This window comes from Mycobacterium sp. E2989, from assembly GCF_001667595.1.
GTDB lineage: Bacteria > Actinomycetota > Actinomycetes > Mycobacteriales > Mycobacteriaceae > Mycobacterium.
This window is the reverse complement of sequence record NZ_LZJX01000022.1, coordinates 1-15,092: the sequence shown is the minus strand read 5'-3', so window position 1 is coordinate 15,092 and position 15,092 is coordinate 1. Positions and strand designations below refer to the sequence as shown.

Below are 15,092 nucleotides of genomic sequence, written 5' to 3'. Positions count from 1 at the left end.
ACTCGGCCAACACCACCGCCGTGGCCGCCACCCGCTGCGCCGTCTTACCCGACACCACCAACGTCGACACCCCACCCGCGCTATCGGCGGGAGCGCTCGGGCTGACGTCCTGACCCTGCTCGATCACCACGTGCGCGTTCGTGCCGCCGAACCCGAACGAGGACACCCCGGCCCGGCGCGGATGCGCCCGCTTCGGCCAACTGGTCTGGCTGCGAACCACTTTCATGCGCAACTCGTCGAACGGGATGTGCGGGTTCGGGCTTTCGAAGCGCTGATTGGGCGGGATCTGGCCGCGCTGCACCGCCAGTACCGCCTTGATGAAACCCGCGATGCCCGCCGCCGCCTCGGTGTGGCCGAGGTTCGTCTTGACCGCGCCGATGAGCAGGGGGGCATCCTCGGCACGCCCCCGACCGAGCACCGTGCCGAGGGCGCGGGCTTCGATGGGATCGCCCAATAACGTTCCGGTGCCGTGGGTTTCGACGTAGTCGACGTCGCTCGGCTGCATTCCCGCGTTGCGGTAGGCGGCCCGCAGGACCGCCATCTGCGCCGCCGGGTTCGGGGCCATCAGGCCGTTGGAGCGGCCGTCGGAGTTGATCGCCGAGCCGCAGATCACCGCGAGCACACGGTCGCCGTCGCGCTGCGCGTCGGTCAACCGCTTGAGCACCACCACGCCCGCGCCCTCACCGCGCACGAACCCATCGGCCGCCGCGTCGAACGCGCGGCACTTGCCCGTCGGCGACAACGCGCCCACCTGGTCGAAGCCGCGAAACACCGCCGGCGACAACAACAGATTCACACCGGCCGCGATGGCCAGCTGGGAATCCTCGGTCCGCAGGCTCTGGCAGGCCAGGTGAATGGCGACCAACGACGACGAACACGCCGTGTCGACCGCCACCGACGGGCCGCGCAGGTCGAGGAAGTACGACAGGCGGTTCGCGATGATGCTCATCGCACCGCCGGTGTTGCTCCAGCCGTCGACACCACAGAAGTCGTTGGAGGCGATGGCGCCGTATTCGCTCAGGCACGCGCCTGCGAAGACGCCCGTCTGCGACCGGCGCAGGGAACTCGGCGGAATTCCCGCGTGCTCCAACGCTTCCCACGCCACCTCCAGCAGCAGGCGCTGCTGGGGGTCCATCTTGTCCGCTTCGCTCGGGGAGATCTCGAAGAACTCGGCGTCGAAGGCGTCGATGTCGGGCAGGAACGATCCCCACCGCGTCGTGCGGGCGAGCGCCGCCGCCACGTCGGGCTCGCCGGATTCGAACGGTCGCCACCGTTCCGGGGGCACCTGGCCGATCGAGCAACCCCGCGCGCTCAGGAACTGCCAGAACGCCTCGGGCCCCGATATGCCCGGGAAGCGGCAGCCCATCCCGATGACAGCGATCGGCTCGTCGAGCGAGTTGCGACCCGGGCGCTTGAGCGTGGCGTCGTCCTCCGGCTCGGGCTCGGGTGCGGTGAGGTAGGCGGCCAGGGCGTTGATCGTCGGATGCTGCCAGAAGTCGACCGGGGATACCTTCTTGCCCAACAACTCTGACAGCTCCCCGGACAGCACCACCACTTCGCGGGAGCTCACCCCGAGGTCGGCCAGCGATAGGTTGGGGTCGACTTCGTCGGGCGTGCAGCCGATGTTGGTCACCAGATAGTCGACCAACCAGTGGCGCAAGTCGGCTTCGCCACCGATGCCTGACGTCATACCGTCACGTCCAGCCTTTGGAATCCGTCGCTTTGGTAGCGTTCGACGCACGCCGAACGCCGGACTTTGCCGCTGGTGGTGATCGGTATCGACCCCGGTGACACCAGCACGAGGTCGGCGACTCGCACGCTGTGCGACCTCGAAATCGCCGAGGTGACTTCGCGTTTCACCGACCGCAGCCGCAGCAGGGCCTCTTCCTCGGACGCGCCGCGCCCCTTCAGCTCGATGATCGCCACCAGCTGCTCGGTGATGTCGTCGGGAACCGATATCGCCGCGACCCGGCCGCCGGTGATTTCCTGGATGGTCGCCTCGATGTCGTCCGGATAGTGGTTGCGCCCGTCGACGATGAGCAGGTCCTTGATGCGGCCCATGATGAACAATTCGCCGTCGGAGATGACGCCCAGGTCGCCCGTCCGCAGCCACGGGCCCGCCGGGGATCCCGGCGCGGGATCGGTCAGTTCGGCGTGGAACACACGCGACGTCTGCTCCGGCTTGCGCCAATACCCCAGGGCCACGTGGTCGCCACGCACCCAGATCTCTCCGACGGTGCCCGCCGGGCTCTCGGTCATGCTCTCGGGGTTGACGATTCGCACGGCGGCGGGATCGGGCGAACCGTAGCTGATGAGCTCCGTGCCGACCGTGCCCTCGGTTCCGCATGGCGTGGCCCGACCGGCGGTCAGGTGTTCATAGTCGAAACGGACGGTTTTGAGCATGGTGTGGGGCTCGGGACCGGCCACGTACAGCGTCGCCTCGGCGAGCCCGTAGCAGGGGCGGACGGTCGTCGGGCGCAGGCCGAACGGGGCGAAACGTTCGCTGAAGCGCTTCACGGTTGCGACGTGAATTCGTTCGCTGCCGCTGACAATGGTGTGCACGTCACCAAGGTCCAGGCCCGCCATGTCGTCGTCGGACGTCCTGCGCACGGCCAGTTCGAACGCGAAATTCGGGGCCGCGGAAAAGCACTGGCCGTTGGTGGCAAGCGTTTTCATCCAGCGGGCCGGGCGTTGCAGGAACGCCATCGGGCTCATCAATACCGCGCTGCGATTGGTCACCAGCGGGGCACAGACGCCCAGGATCAGGCCCATGTCGTGGAACACCGGCAGCCACGACACCAAGGACAAATTGTCGGGGAGTTGTTCCGGCTCGCCGAAAAAGGCGTACATGCATTGCGACACGTTGGTGACGACGTTGTCGTGCGACACGATCACGCCGGCCGGCGTGCGCGTGGACCCGGAGGTGTACTGCAGATAACCGGCACCCGAGGAAAATCGCCGAGCGGGCGGGAATTCGCGGGGCGAATCGAGGTCGAGCAGGTCGACTTCGATGACCAACGGCGCGGGGTGGCCGTCCTGGCCGCAGGCGTACTTGTTGACGTCGCTGACCACCCCCGACGTGGTGAGGATGGCGACCGGGTTGCAGTCGCGCAGCACGGAGGAAATCCGCTCGTCGTGCACGCCATAGAGCGGCGTCGAGAGCGGAACCGCGATGAAGCCCGCCTGCAGCGCCCCGAAGAAGGCGGCCACATACTCCAGGCCCTGGGGCGCCGATATCGCCACCCGATCCCCGGGGGAGCCGCAGAGCGCCAGCTCCTCAGCAACGATGCGAGCGCGGCGGTAAACCTGCGCCCAGGTCAGATGCTCAGCAAACCCGCTAGGGTCCTGTTCGTAGTCGATGAACGTGAACGCCGTCGCGTCGGGCCGGTGCTCGGCCCGGTCCTGCAGCAACGCAGGAATGGAGATGTCGGTCACCGGCATTTGCTTACCTTCCCGTGCGCTGACGCCGTTGGGTGCCCGCACGCAACGTGCGTGCCGCGCGTCGAGCGGCTTCCCCGGTTACCGACAACCACTCTCGTGAAGCAACCTAAGCATTCTTTGCGGGTGGCGACTTCCGATTTACAAAATCAAAACGAGATGTAGCCCACAGTGCCGCTCGTGCCGTGACCGGTCCCGTGGGGCATGGCGGGGATCGCCGATCTTGCACCGTATATAGGTAGTACGGGCGCGTGGCTAGTGGTGCGCCTGTTATACGAGTGACGAATAGTGCCAGGTCGGGGGGCGCGTGCGGCCTTCGCACCGCGCGACGTTTCCCGGTCGGTTCTGGTACGGGCGCGCCTTTCCGGCGGCCCTGGCCCATGCCGATCGCGGCGGCCCGGGCCGGCATCGACCGGGATCCGGACCGGCCGGCGGCTGTCGGGCGGCGAGCCCCGCGCGTCGCGTCCGCTCGCACACGAGATGCATGGCAAACGTTGGATCGGGGCGGTCCCGCCTCCTCGATCGCATCGGCCAGCCGACCGGCGTCGGCGTGTCAGCTAACTCGTGGAGCAACGAGCGAGGACCTTCTCCTCGATGTCCTTCACCAGGTCTGGCAAATGGTTGCTCAGGTAAAAGTGGTCGCCGGGGAACACGCGGAGACCGAAATCGTCGGTGGTGCGATCGGACCAGGCCCGCATGTTGTCCTCGGCCACGATGACGTCGTTGTCTCCGACGAACCCGTAGATCGGGCACGACACGGTGACCTCCGGCGGATGCGTGTAGCCCGCGATCGCCCGGACGCTTTGCAGCGTGGGCAGGATCGTCAGGGCGAATTCGTCGCTGGCCAGCAGCTCGGCGTTGGTGTCGGTCACCTGGGCGACGACGTTGAGGATGTCGCGGTCCGATCCCTGCAGCTCCTTGTAGCGAATGTGACCCGGGGCCGCGCTCGACGAGATGAACAGGGCGGCGATCGGTTGCCCGGCGGCTTGAAACCTCAGCGCGACCTCGAAGGCCAACAGGCCGCCCATGCTGTGGCCAAAAAAGGTCACCGGCGCATTCGCCGGAGCGGGAGGCGCCATCATCGAATAGATTTCGTCGGCCAGCGCGGGAATGCTCGGGAGCTGCGTGAGTCCCTTTTCCCGCCCCGGGTATTGGACGGCAATGCGCTTGATATCCGCGGAGAACGCCCTGGCGAACGGAACGTAATAGGTCGCCGATCCGCCGGCGTGCGGAAATATATAAAGCGTCGGCGCGCCGCCGCGATCGCGGTCCGTGTTCACCGCGTCACCCTATACCGATGCGAATTTCGGGCCCCCCGATATTGCCGGCCCGATATTGAGCCCACCGCCTGCGTGAGCGCCGCTGCAGAAGTGCTGGAACAATCGATGTCGTGTTCCGTTTGCCACGCAACCCGCTTTGCCCGGCGGCGGCGCGGCCGGCCGGCGACCGGGGCCCGCGTCGGGTGAATGTCCGACACACCGGCCTCGCCACCGCTGTCACAAAGGCAACACCAGGCACACTGGTAACAACAGGTTTTATGCAGACGCCAGGAGGAAGTGGCCGTGTACCGAGTCTTTGAAGCGCTCGACGAGTTGAGCGCCATCGTTGAAGAAGCACGCGGCGTCCCCATGACGGCGGGCTGCGTGGTGCCCCGTGGTGACGTGCTGGAACTGATCGACGACATCAAGGACGCGATCCCCGGCGAGCTCGACGACGCCCAGGACGTGCTCGATGCCCGTGACTCGATGCTGCAGGACGCCAAGTCGCACGCCGAATCCATGGTTTCCTCGGCGACGACCGAGTCGGAGTCGATGCTCAACCACGCCCGCGCGGAGGCCGACCGGCTGCTGTCCGACGCAAAATCGCAGGCCGACCGCATGGTGAGCGAGGCGCGCCAGCACAGCGAGCGGATGGTCGGCGAGGCCCGCGAGGAGGCGATGCGCATCGCCACGGCGGCGAAACGCGAGTACGAGGCCAGCGTGGGCCGCGCCCAGGCCGAAGCCGACCGGCTGCTCGAGAACGGCAACATCTCCTACGAGAAGGCCGTGCAGGAGGGCATCAAAGAGCAACAGCGGCTGGTGTCGCAGAACAGCGTGGTGGAGGCCGCCAACGCCGAGGCCACCCGCCTCATCGACTCGGCGCACGCGGAGGCCGACCGGCTGCGCGGCGAATGCGACATCTACGTCGACAACAAGCTGGCCGAGTTCGAGGAATTCCTCAACGGCACCTTGCGCTCCGTCGGGCGCGGCCGTCACCAGCTCCGGACGGCGGCCGGCACGCACGACTACGCGGTGCGCTAGCGGAGTCGACCGGGCGGCCGCACCCTGGAAATATGCGGTTCGCGCCGTAGGATTTCTCCTATGACGCGGCAGCACGGCACCACCTCGCAGCGCCATTCGAGCTCGGCGATGACGATTGACATCACCCGCCTCGGGCGGCGGCCCGGCGCGATGGTGACCCTGCGAAAAACCGTGCCCAGCCCGTCGCGCATCGGCCTGGACATGATCGCGATCGAGGCGGGCGCGCCGTTGGAGCTGGACCTGCAGGTGCAGTCCGTTTCCGAAGGCGTGCTGGTGACCGGCACGGTCGACGCGCCCACCGTCGGCGAATGCTCCCGTTGCCTGACGCCGGTCGACGGCCGGGTGCGGGTCCGGTTGACCGAATTGTTCGCCTATCCCGACAGCACGACGGAGGCGACCACCGAGGAGGACGAGGTCGGTCACATCGTCGACGACACCATCGACCTCGAGCAGTCGATCGTCGACGCCGTCGGGTTGGAGCTGCCGTTTTCGCCGGTGTGCACCGACGATTGCCCCGGCCTGTGCCCCGAATGCGGGGTTGCCCTGGCGGCCGAGCCGGGCCATCACCACGAGCGCGTCGACCCGCGGTGGGCCAAGCTGGCCGGCATGTTTCCCGAGCCGGACGCGTCGCGGGGTGACCGATGACGTCGCGCCAGGACCTGCTCGACGCGCTGGGGGTCGAGCTGCCCGACGAGTTGCTCTCGCTGGCGCTGACGCACCGCAGTTACGCCTACGAGCACGGCGGGCTGCCGACCAACGAACGGCTGGAGTTTCTCGGCGACGCCGTGCTGGGCCTGACCGTCACCGACGAGCTTTACCACCGGCATCCGGAACGTTCCGAAGGTGACCTGGCCAAGCTGCGGGCCAGCGTGGTCAACACCCAGGCGCTGGCCGACGTCGCGCGCAAGCTGTCCGCCGACGGGCTGGGCGCCCACCTGTTCCTGGGGCGCGGGGAGGCCAACACCGGTGGCGCCGACAAGTCGAGCATCCTGGCCGACGGCATGGAATCCCTGCTCGGCGCCATCTACCTGCAGCACGGGATCGACACGGCGCGCGAAGTGATCCTGCGGCTCTTCGGCCCGCTGCTTGATGCCGCGCCGACCCTGGGGGCCGGCCTGGACTGGAAGACCAGCCTGCAAGAGCTGACGGCGGCGCGCGGGATGGGCGCGCCGTCCTACGTCGTCACCTCCACCGGCCCGGACCACGACAAGGAATTCACCGCGGTCGTCGTCGTGATGGACACCGAGTACGGGTCCGGGGTGGGGCGCTCCAAGAAGGAGGCCGAGCAGAAGGCCGCCGCCGCGACGTGGAAGGCCCTGGACGTGCTGGACAGCGCCGTTCCCGGCAACTAGATGCCGGAGCTACCCGAGGTCGAGGTGGTGCGCCGCGGCTTGCAGGCCCGCGTCGTGGGCAAAACCATCACCGCCGTGCGGGTGCACCATCCCCGCGCGGTGCGCCGGCACGAGGCCGGGCCGGCCGACCTCACCGCCCGGCTGCTCGACGCCAAGATCACCGGCACCGGTCGGCGCGGCAAGTACCTGTGGCTGCTGCTGGACGGCCCGGGCGATCCGGACAGCGCCCTCGTCGTGCACCTGGGCATGAGCGGTCAGATGCTGCTCGGGACGGTGCCGCGCGCCGACCACGTGCGCATCTCCGCGCTGCTCGACGACGGGACCGTGCTGAGCTTCGCCGACCAACGCACCTTCGGCGGCTGGATGCTCGCCGATCTGGTGAGCGTGGACGGCAGCGTCGTGCCGGCGCCCGTCGCGCACCTCGCGCGCGACCCGCTCGACCCGCTGTTCGACCGCGACGCCGTGGTGGATGTCTTGCGGCGCAAGCATTCCGAGATCAAGCGGCAGCTTCTCGATCAAACGGTGGTGTCGGGGATCGGCAACATCTATGCCGACGAGGCGCTGTGGCGGGCCAAGGTCAACGGCGCCCGGATCGCCGCCTCGCTGAGCCGCCGGCGGCTGGGGGAGGTCCTGGACGCCGCGGCCGACGTGATGCGCGACGCGCTGGCGCAGGGCGGGACCTCGTTCGACTCGCTCTACATCAATGTCAACGGCGAATCGGGGTACTTCGACCGGTCGCTGGATGCCTACGGCCGCGACGGGCAGAACTGCCGGCGCTGCGGCGGCGTGATACGCCGGGAGAAGTTCATGAACCGGTCGTCGTTCTACTGCCCGAAATGCCAGCCCCGGCCGCGGCCTTGAGGCGCGTTTGCAAGAAAGGTGAGGTTATCCTCACCTGGCATCGTTATCCTGGTCGACATGGTGTACGCGTGGAGTCGGGTCGGCTAGTGCGGCGATCGGGTTCCCCAACCGTGCTGGCCCACCTCACGCCGGGTCAGCGGGCGAGGATCGTGGGCGTGGCCCCGGCCGCATCCCCCGTGGTCGCGGGTCGATTGCGCCAGCTGGGCTTCCGTCCGTCGTCCGACGTCGAGGTCATTCGGCGCGCCCCGATGGGCGACCCGACCATTTACCGCGTTCAGGACACCGAACTGTGCCTGCGCCGCCGCGAGGCGCGGCTGATCCAGGTCGACCCGGGGAGCGTCGCATGACGTCCTGCCACGAGGAAGGCGCCGCCGTCGCGGTTGTGGGTGCGGCGCGGGTCGCACTGGTGGGCAGCCCCAACGCGGGCAAGACCTCGGTGTTCAACCACCTCACCGGGCTGCGCGCCAAGACCGGCAACTACCCGGGCGTCACCGTCGGGCGCCGGGTCGGCGTCACGAAGGTGGACGGCGCCGAGATCGCGGTCGAGGACCTGCCCGGCACCTACAGCCTGGAGCCCATCAGCCCGGACGAACAGGTGGTGGCCGACCTGCTGGCCGGCAACTTCGCCGACGCCGGCCGTCCCGACGCGATCGTCCTGGTGGCCGACGCCACCACCCTGCACCGCTCGATCACGCTCGTGGCCCAGGTGATGCGGCTCGACGTTCCGTGCCTGTTGGCACTGACCATGACCGACGAGCTGACCGCGCGCGGCGGCGGCATCGATGTCGACGCGTTGTCGACGGCGCTGGGCATTCCGGTGATCCCGGTGATCGCGCACCGCGGCGGGGGCATCGACACCCTGCGCGCCCAGCTGGCGTCCTTCGACCGGTGGCAGCGGCCCCCGATCCTGCCCCCGGGCGGCAACGACGCCATCGACGCGTGGGGCAAATCGGTGCTCGGTGCGGCCAAATACGTTGCGCCACAACCGGATAGGCGGACACGCGGCATCGACGCGATCGTGCTGCACCCGCTGTGGGGGACCATCATCTTCTTCGCGGTGATGTTCTGCTTCTTCCAGGTCGTCTTCACCGTGGCCGCGCCGCTGCAGGACCGCGTGAGCCAGGGGCTGGGTTGGCTCGGCGCGCTCGTCAGCGACCACGTCGGCAACTACGTCGTGCGCGGCCTGCTCGGCCAGGGCCTCATCGGCGGCGTGGGCACGGTGCTCCAGTTCATCCCGCAGATCGTGTTGTTGTTCCTGCTGATCGCGCTGCTGGAAAACATCGGGTACATGGCGCGGGCGGCGTTCCTGATGGATCGCGTGATGGCCGCGACGGGACTGGAGGGCCGCGCGTTCGTCGCGATGCTGTCGTCGTTCGCGTGCGCCATCCCGGGGATCATGGCCACCCGAACCCTGCCGTCGTCGCGCGATCGGATCGCCACCATCATCACGGCACCGTTGATGACCTGCTCCGCCCGGCTTCCGGTGTTCACCCTGCTGGTGGGGCTGCTGGTTTCGCCGCAGACCCAGTGGTGGGGCTTCAGCGCGCAGGGCGTCGCGATGTTCCTGCTGTACCTGTGCGGCGGCACCTCGGCGCTGATCGCCGCGTCGTTGTTCAAGTCGACGATCCTGCGCAGCGATCTGCTCCCGTTCACGATGGAGCTACCGCCGTACCGCTTCCCGTCGCCCAAGAACGTGCTGATCACCATGTGGGATTCGGCCAAGGTGTTCCTGCGCAAGGCCGGAACCATCATCCTGGGCACCTCCGTGGTGCTGTGGGTTCTGCTGAATCTTCCTGCGCGCCAATCCGAAACCGCGAGCATGTCGCCGACGGAGACCACCGCCTACGTGATGGACCACAGCTACGCCGCGGACGTCGGCAAGGCGATCGGGCCGGTGTTCGCCCCGCTCGGCTTCGATTGGCGCATCAACGTCGCCCTGCTCGGCTCGTTCTCGGCGCGCGAGGTCTTCGTCTCGACCCTCGGCCAGGTGTCGGCGGCGACGAACCCGGACGATCCGCACGAGGCCTTGGTCACCATGAGCGCCGACGACGGCCACAAGGTGTTCACCGCGCCGACCGTCATCGCGTTGATGGTGTACTTCATCTTCGCGCTGCAATGCATGTCGACCGTCGCGGTGATGCGCCGCGAGACCAACTCGTGGCGATGGCCCGCGTTCGCCTGGTGCTACATGTTCGTGCTCGCCTGGACGATGGCGTTCGCGGCCCGCTCGATCGCGGTCGGGGTGGGCGCATGATCCCGATCCACGCCACCGCCACCGCGGACCCGCGCCGGCTGCGCTGGGTGGTCCCGCCCGATCGACTCCCGGCGCGCGGCACCGTCCGGGGCGCCCCCGGCCGGCTCGGCGCCCTGCTGGACGGCGGGACACTGGCCGAGGTCGTGGTCGGCGCCGACGACGTTCTGATCACGCTCGGAACCGGCGGCAGCTGGCGTGAGCTCGGCGACGACGTCCGCGAGGCGCTCGGCGAGGCGCTGCGGGAACCGGGTGCTTGGGCGGTCGACGAGTCGTCCGGCCCCGATCTGGAAACCGTTGCCGCGGAACTGCTTGCCGGGCCCGTCGGCGCGCTCGCCGCGTCGCACGGCGGGTCGATCGAGCTGGTCTCGGTGGCCGGCCACACCGTGACCGTGCGGATGGTCGGCGCCTGCGACGGGTGTCCGGCCGCGTCGTCGACCCTGCGGGACGTCTTCGAGCGTGAGCTGCGGCAACGAGTCGGCCCGCGGGTGGTTGTCGTAAGCGAAAACAATTCGGCCGCAATCTCTTTCGGTAAGAAGCTGCTGTCGTTGATCGTCCGCTGAAACGCTTGGCCGCCGACTCGGCGGGGGTCGAGGCGCCCGGCCCGGTAAAAAGTAGGACATGACCGAACTGTGGGTGGAGCGCACGGGATCGCGCCGTTACACCGGATACAGCTCGCGCGGTGCGCAGGTGCTCGTCGGCTCGGAGGACGTCGAGGGCGTGTTCACCCCCGGCGAGCTGCTGAAGATCGCGCTCGCCGCGTGCAGCGGGATGGCCAGCGACCAGCCGCTGGCCCGTCGGCTGGGCGATGACTACAAGGCGGTGGTCAGGGTGTCGGGCCCCGCCGACCGCGAGCGCGAGGTCTACCCGCTGCTGGAAGAGACGCTCGAGCTCGACCTGTCCGGGCTGTCCGAACAGGAGAAGGAGCGGCTGCTGGTGGTGGTCGACCGGGCGATCGACGCCGTCTGCACCGTCGGGCGCACGCTGAAGGCCGGCACGCAGGTCAACTTCGAGGTCGCCGATGTCGGATCCTGACGTCCGGCTCACCGCCTGGGTGCACGGGCAGGTGCAGGGCGTCGGCTTCCGCTGGTGGACGCGCAGCCGGGCGCTCGAGCTGGGGCTTACCGGCTATGCGGCCAACCAGGCCGACGGCCGCGTGTTGGTGGTGGCCCAGGGGCCGCGCGAGGCCGGCGAGAAACTGCTGGCGCTGCTCGAGGGCGGCGAGGCCTGGCCGCCCAGACCGGGCCGCGTCGACAAGGTGGTCGCCGACTGGTCGCAGCCGCAGGACCGCTTCGAGGGGTTCGTCGAGCGCTGAAGCGCACGCCGGAGCCGTGACTGATGTGGCCATTGTGGCCAGTGCGGCAAGGTGTACACGACGGCCGGATTTCGCGCCTCCCGACACCCCTCGGTGCGGGGGACGCGGGCGATTTGGGCGGTAGTCTGGCTCGCCGTGTACCTCAAGAGTCTGACGCTGAAGGGCTTCAAGTCCTTCGCTTCGCCGACGACTCTGCGTTTCGAGCCGGGCATCACCGCGGTCGTCGGGCCCAACGGCTCGGGCAAGTCCAACGTGGTTGACGCCCTGGCCTGGGTGATGGGGGAGCAGGGGGCGAAGACGCTGCGCGGCGGCAAGATGGAAGACGTCATCTTCGCCGGCACCTCGTCGCGCGCCCCGCTGGGCCGCGCCGAGGTCACCGTCACCATCGACAACTCCGACAACGCGCTGCCGATCGAATACTCCGAGGTGTCGATCACCCGCCGGATGTTCCGCGACGGCGCGAGCGAATACGAAATCAACGGCGCCAGTTGCCGTTTGATGGACGTGCAGGAGTTGCTCAGCGACTCGGGCATCGGCCGGGAGATGCACGTCATCGTCGGGCAGGGCAAGCTCGACGAGATCCTGCAGTCGCGACCCGAGGACCGCCGCGCCTTCATCGAAGAGGCCGCCGGGGTGCTCAAGCACCGCAAGCGCAAGGAAAAGGCGCTGCGCAAGCTCGACGCGATGTCGGCCAACCTCGCGCGGCTCACCGACCTGACCACCGAGCTGCGCCGCCAGCTCAAACCGCTGGGCCGCCAGGCCGAGGTGGCGCGCCGCGCCCAGACCATCCAGGCCGACCTGCGCGACGCCCGGCTGCGCCTGGCCGCCGACGACCTGGTCAACCGGCAGACCGAGCGCGACGCCATCTTCGAGGCCGAGGCCGCCATCCGCCGCGAGCACGACGAGGCCGCCGCCCGCCTGGCCGTGGCCTCGGAGGAGCTGACCGCCCACGAGGCGGCCGTCGCCGAGTTGTCGATCCGCGCGGAATCGGTGCAGCACACCTGGTTCGGGCTGTCCGCCCTGGCCGAGCGGGTGGCCGCGACGGTGCGCATCGCCAGCGAGCGCGCGCACCACCTCGACGTGGAGCCGGCGCCGCCCAGTGACACCGACCCCGACGCGTTGGAGGCCGAGGCCGAGCGGGTCGCCGTCGCCGAGCGGCAGTTGCTGGGCGAACTCGCCGAGGCGCGCACCCGGCTGGACGCCGCCCGTGCCGAGCTGGGCGAGCGCGAACGCGAAGCCGCCGAGGCCGACCGGGCGCACCTGGCCGCCGTGCGGGCCGAGGCGGACCGGCGCGAGGGCCTGGCGCGCCTGGCCGGCCAGGTGGAGACCATGCGGGCGCGCGTCGAGTCAATCGACGACAGCGTCGCGCGGCTGTCCGAACGCATCGAGCAGGCCGCCGCCCGCGCGCAACAGTCCAAGGCGGAGTTCGAGACCGTGCAGGGCCGCGTCGGCGAGCTCGACCAGGGCGAGGTGGGCCTGGACGAGCACCACGAGCGGACCGTGGCCGCGTTGCGGTTGGCCGACGAACGCGTCGCCGAACTGCAATCCGCCGAGCGCGACGCCGAGCGCCGGGTGGCCTCGCTGCGGGCCCGCATCGACGCGCTCTCGGTCGGGCTGGAACGCAAGGACGGCGCGGCCTGGCTCACCCAAAACCACGCCGGCACAGGACTTTTCGGGCCGATCGCCAAGCTGGTCAAGGTGCGTTCCGGCTACGAGGCGGCGCTGGCCGCGGTGCTGGGGTCGGCGGCCGACGCGCTGGCCGCCGAAAGCTTCGGCGCGGCCCGCTCCGCGGTCGCCGCGCTCAAGCGGGCCGACGGCGGGCGCGCCGCGCTGGTGCTCGGCGACTGGCCCGCCGACGAGCCCGCGGCGCGGGACGGCCTGCCCGGCACGGCCCGCTGGGCGCTGGACCTGATCGACGCGCCCGCGCGGCTGCGCGGCGCCATCACGGCGATGCTGTCGGGCGTCGCGGTGGTCGACGACCTGGATCAGGCGCTCGAGCTGGTGGCGGCGCGCCCCCAGCTGCGTGCCGTCACCCTCGACGGTGACCTGGTGGGTGCCGGCTGGGTGAGCGGCGGCTCGGACCGCAAGCTCTCCACGCTCGAGGTGACCTCGGAGATCGACAAGGCCGGCAGCGAGCTGGCCGCCGCGGAATCGCAGGTCGCCCAGCTGGCGGCGGCGCTGTCCGGCGCGCTGACCGAGCAGGCCGCCCGCCACGACTCCGCCGAACAGGCGCTGGCCGCCCTCAACGAGTCCGACACCGCCATCTCGGCGATGTATGAGCAGCTGGGCCGGCTCGGGCAGGAGGCCCGCACCACCGAGGACGAGTGGAGCCGGCTGCTGCGGCAGCGCGAGGAGCTCGAAGCGGGTCGCGCGCAGACGGTCGAGGAAGTCACCGAACTGGAGAACCGGCTGCGCAACGCCCAGGAGACGCAGCACGTCAACGCCGAAGAGCCAAACCACGCGGAGGTTCGCCAGCGGATCGCGGCCGCCGCCGAGGCCGCCCGCAGCGCCGAGGTGGAGGCGCGGCTGGCCGTGCGGACCGCCGAGGAGCGGGCCAACGCGGTGCGCGGGCGGGCGGATTCGTTGCGCCGGGCCGCCGCCGCGGAACGCGAGGCCCGGCTGCGGGCCGAGCAGGCGCGCGAGGCGCGGCTGCGGGCGGCCGCCGTCGCCGCCGCCGTGGCCGACGCCGGGCGGCTGCTGGCGCAGCGGCTGGACCGGGTGGTCGCGGCGGCGTCGGCGATCCGTGCCGCGCTCGCGGCCGAACGCCAGGACCGCGCGACCGCGATGGCGGCGGTGCGCGACGAGGTGAACGCGCTGAGCGCCCGGGTGGCCACGCTCACCGACTCGCTGCACCGCGACGAGGTGGCCAACGCGCAGGCGGCGATGCGCATCGAGCAGCTCGAGCAGATGGTGCTCGAACAGTTCGGAATGTCACCGCCGGACCTGATCGCCGAGTACGGGCCGGACGTGGCGCTGCCGCCCACCGAGCTGGAGATGGCCGAGTTCGAGCAGGCCCGCGAGCGCGGCGAGCAAGTGGTCGCGCCCGCGCCGATGCCCTATGACCGGCCCACCCAGGAGCGCCGGGCCAAACGCGCCGAGCGCGAGCTCGCCGAGCTGGGCCGGGTCAACCCGCTGGCGCTGGAGGAGTTCGCCGCGCTGGAGGAGCGCTACAACTTCCTGTCCACCCAGCTCGAGGACGTCAAGGCGGCCCGCAAGGACCTGCTCGACGTCGTCGCCGACGTCGACGCCCGCATCCTGCAGGTGTTCAGCGACGCCTTCGTCGACGTGGAGCGCGAGTTCCGGGAAGTCTTCACCGTGCTGTTCCCCGGCGGCGAGGGCCGGCTGCGGCTGACCGACCCGGACGACATGCTCACCACCGGCATCGAGGTGGAGGCCCGCCCGCCGGGCAAGAAGATCACCCGGCTGTCGCTGCTGTCCGGCGGCGAGAAGGCGCTGACCGCGGTGGCGATGCTGGTGGCGATCTTCCGCGCCCGGCCGTCGCCGTTCTACATCATGGACGAGGTCGAGGCCGCGCTCGACGACACCAACCTGCGGCGCCTGATCAGCCTGTTCGA

General features: G+C 69.8%; 13 protein-coding genes. 10 read left to right on the top strand and 3 right to left on the bottom strand.

Annotated elements, in window-relative coordinates:
• From A5680_RS05560 to A5680_RS05550, 3 genes are all read right to left on the bottom strand, one after another.
• A partial coding sequence (locus A5680_RS05560; RefSeq protein WP_231977569.1) for a beta-ketoacyl synthase N-terminal-like domain-containing protein occupies positions 1-1,690 on the bottom strand: 1,690 nt, incomplete at its 3' end.
• Positions 1,687-3,441, bottom strand: a complete 1,755-nt coding sequence (gene fadD26, locus A5680_RS05555; protein WP_067817073.1) for a long-chain-fatty-acid--AMP ligase FAAL26/FadD26 — start codon at positions 3,439-3,441, stop codon at positions 1,687-1,689. The genes fadD26 and A5680_RS05560, both read right to left, overlap by 4 nt.
• A 554-nt stretch (positions 3,442-3,995) precedes the next feature.
• Positions 3,996-4,718, bottom strand: a complete 723-nt coding sequence (locus tag A5680_RS05550; protein ID WP_067817070.1) for a thioesterase II family protein — start codon at positions 4,716-4,718, stop codon at positions 3,996-3,998.
• Between the two features lie 282 nt (positions 4,719-5,000).
• On the opposite strand from A5680_RS05550, the gene sepIVA reads away from it, so the two are divergent.
• The 10 genes from sepIVA to smc all read left to right on the top strand — a co-directional run.
• Complete coding sequence (gene sepIVA / locus A5680_RS05545) at positions 5,001-5,738, top strand: cell division protein SepIVA (protein WP_055405516.1); 738 nt, start codon at positions 5,001-5,003, stop codon at positions 5,736-5,738.
• Positions 5,739-5,798: 60 nt separating this feature from the next.
• The gene (locus A5680_RS05540; RefSeq protein ID WP_197281342.1) at positions 5,799-6,383 is read left to right on the top strand and encodes a DUF177 domain-containing protein; all 585 of its coding nucleotides are present in this window, start codon (positions 5,799-5,801) and stop codon (positions 6,381-6,383) included.
• Positions 6,380-7,090 (top strand): ribonuclease III, encoded by a 711-nt coding sequence (gene rnc / locus A5680_RS05535; RefSeq protein ID WP_067817067.1) that lies wholly within the window; start codon positions 6,380-6,382, stop codon positions 7,088-7,090. Before A5680_RS05540 ends, rnc begins: the two co-directional genes overlap by 4 nt.
• Positions 7,091-7,951 carry a DNA-formamidopyrimidine glycosylase gene (mutM, locus tag A5680_RS05530; RefSeq protein WP_067817064.1) on the top strand — a complete coding sequence of 287 codons (861 nt, stop codon included), beginning with the start codon at positions 7,091-7,093 and terminating at the stop codon, positions 7,949-7,951.
• 68 nt (positions 7,952-8,019) lie between these two features.
• Positions 8,020-8,298 (top strand): ferrous iron transport protein A, encoded by a 279-nt coding sequence (locus tag A5680_RS05525; RefSeq protein WP_369827614.1) that lies wholly within the window; start codon positions 8,020-8,022, stop codon positions 8,296-8,298.
• Positions 8,295-10,205, top strand: coding sequence for a ferrous iron transporter B (locus tag A5680_RS05520; RefSeq protein ID WP_067817061.1), 1,911 nt, complete (start codon positions 8,295-8,297; stop codon positions 10,203-10,205). The genes A5680_RS05525 and A5680_RS05520 overlap by 4 nt, the downstream gene beginning before the upstream one ends.
• Positions 10,202-10,765 (top strand): NifU family protein, encoded by a 564-nt coding sequence (locus A5680_RS05515; RefSeq protein WP_067817058.1) that lies wholly within the window; start codon positions 10,202-10,204, stop codon positions 10,763-10,765. Before A5680_RS05520 ends, A5680_RS05515 begins: the two co-directional genes overlap by 4 nt.
• A gap of 58 nt (positions 10,766-10,823) precedes the next feature.
• Positions 10,824-11,237: an OsmC family protein gene (locus A5680_RS05510; RefSeq protein WP_067817055.1), complete on the top strand. Its 414-nt coding sequence runs from the start codon at positions 10,824-10,826 to the stop codon at positions 11,235-11,237.
• Positions 11,224-11,517, top strand: a complete 294-nt coding sequence (locus A5680_RS05505) for an acylphosphatase (RefSeq protein ID WP_055404839.1) — start codon at positions 11,224-11,226, stop codon at positions 11,515-11,517. Before A5680_RS05510 ends, A5680_RS05505 begins: the two co-directional genes overlap by 14 nt.
• Before the next feature lie 135 nt (positions 11,518-11,652).
• Positions 11,653-15,092: chromosome segregation protein SMC (smc, locus tag A5680_RS05500; protein ID WP_067817052.1), on the top strand; the 3,440-nt coding region annotated here is incomplete at its 3' end.

Coding starts and splice junctions, on each gene's coding strand:
- fadD26 (WP_067817073.1), bottom strand. CDS start 3,441: ATGCCGGTGACCGACATCTCCATTCCTGCGTTGCTGCAGGACCGGGCC.
- A5680_RS05540 (WP_197281342.1), top strand. CDS start 5,799: ATGACGCGGCAGCACGGCACCACCTCGCAGCGCCATTCGAGCTCGGCG.
- rnc (WP_067817067.1), top strand. CDS start 6,380: ATGACGTCGCGCCAGGACCTGCTCGACGCGCTGGGGGTCGAGCTGCCC.
- mutM (WP_067817064.1), top strand. CDS start 7,091: ATGCCGGAGCTACCCGAGGTCGAGGTGGTGCGCCGCGGCTTGCAGGCC.
- A5680_RS05520 (WP_067817061.1), top strand. CDS start 8,295: ATGACGTCCTGCCACGAGGAAGGCGCCGCCGTCGCGGTTGTGGGTGCG.
- A5680_RS05515 (WP_067817058.1), top strand. CDS start 10,202: ATGATCCCGATCCACGCCACCGCCACCGCGGACCCGCGCCGGCTGCGC.
- A5680_RS05510 (WP_067817055.1), top strand. CDS start 10,824: ATGACCGAACTGTGGGTGGAGCGCACGGGATCGCGCCGTTACACCGGA.
- A5680_RS05505 (WP_055404839.1), top strand. CDS start 11,224: ATGTCGGATCCTGACGTCCGGCTCACCGCCTGGGTGCACGGGCAGGTG.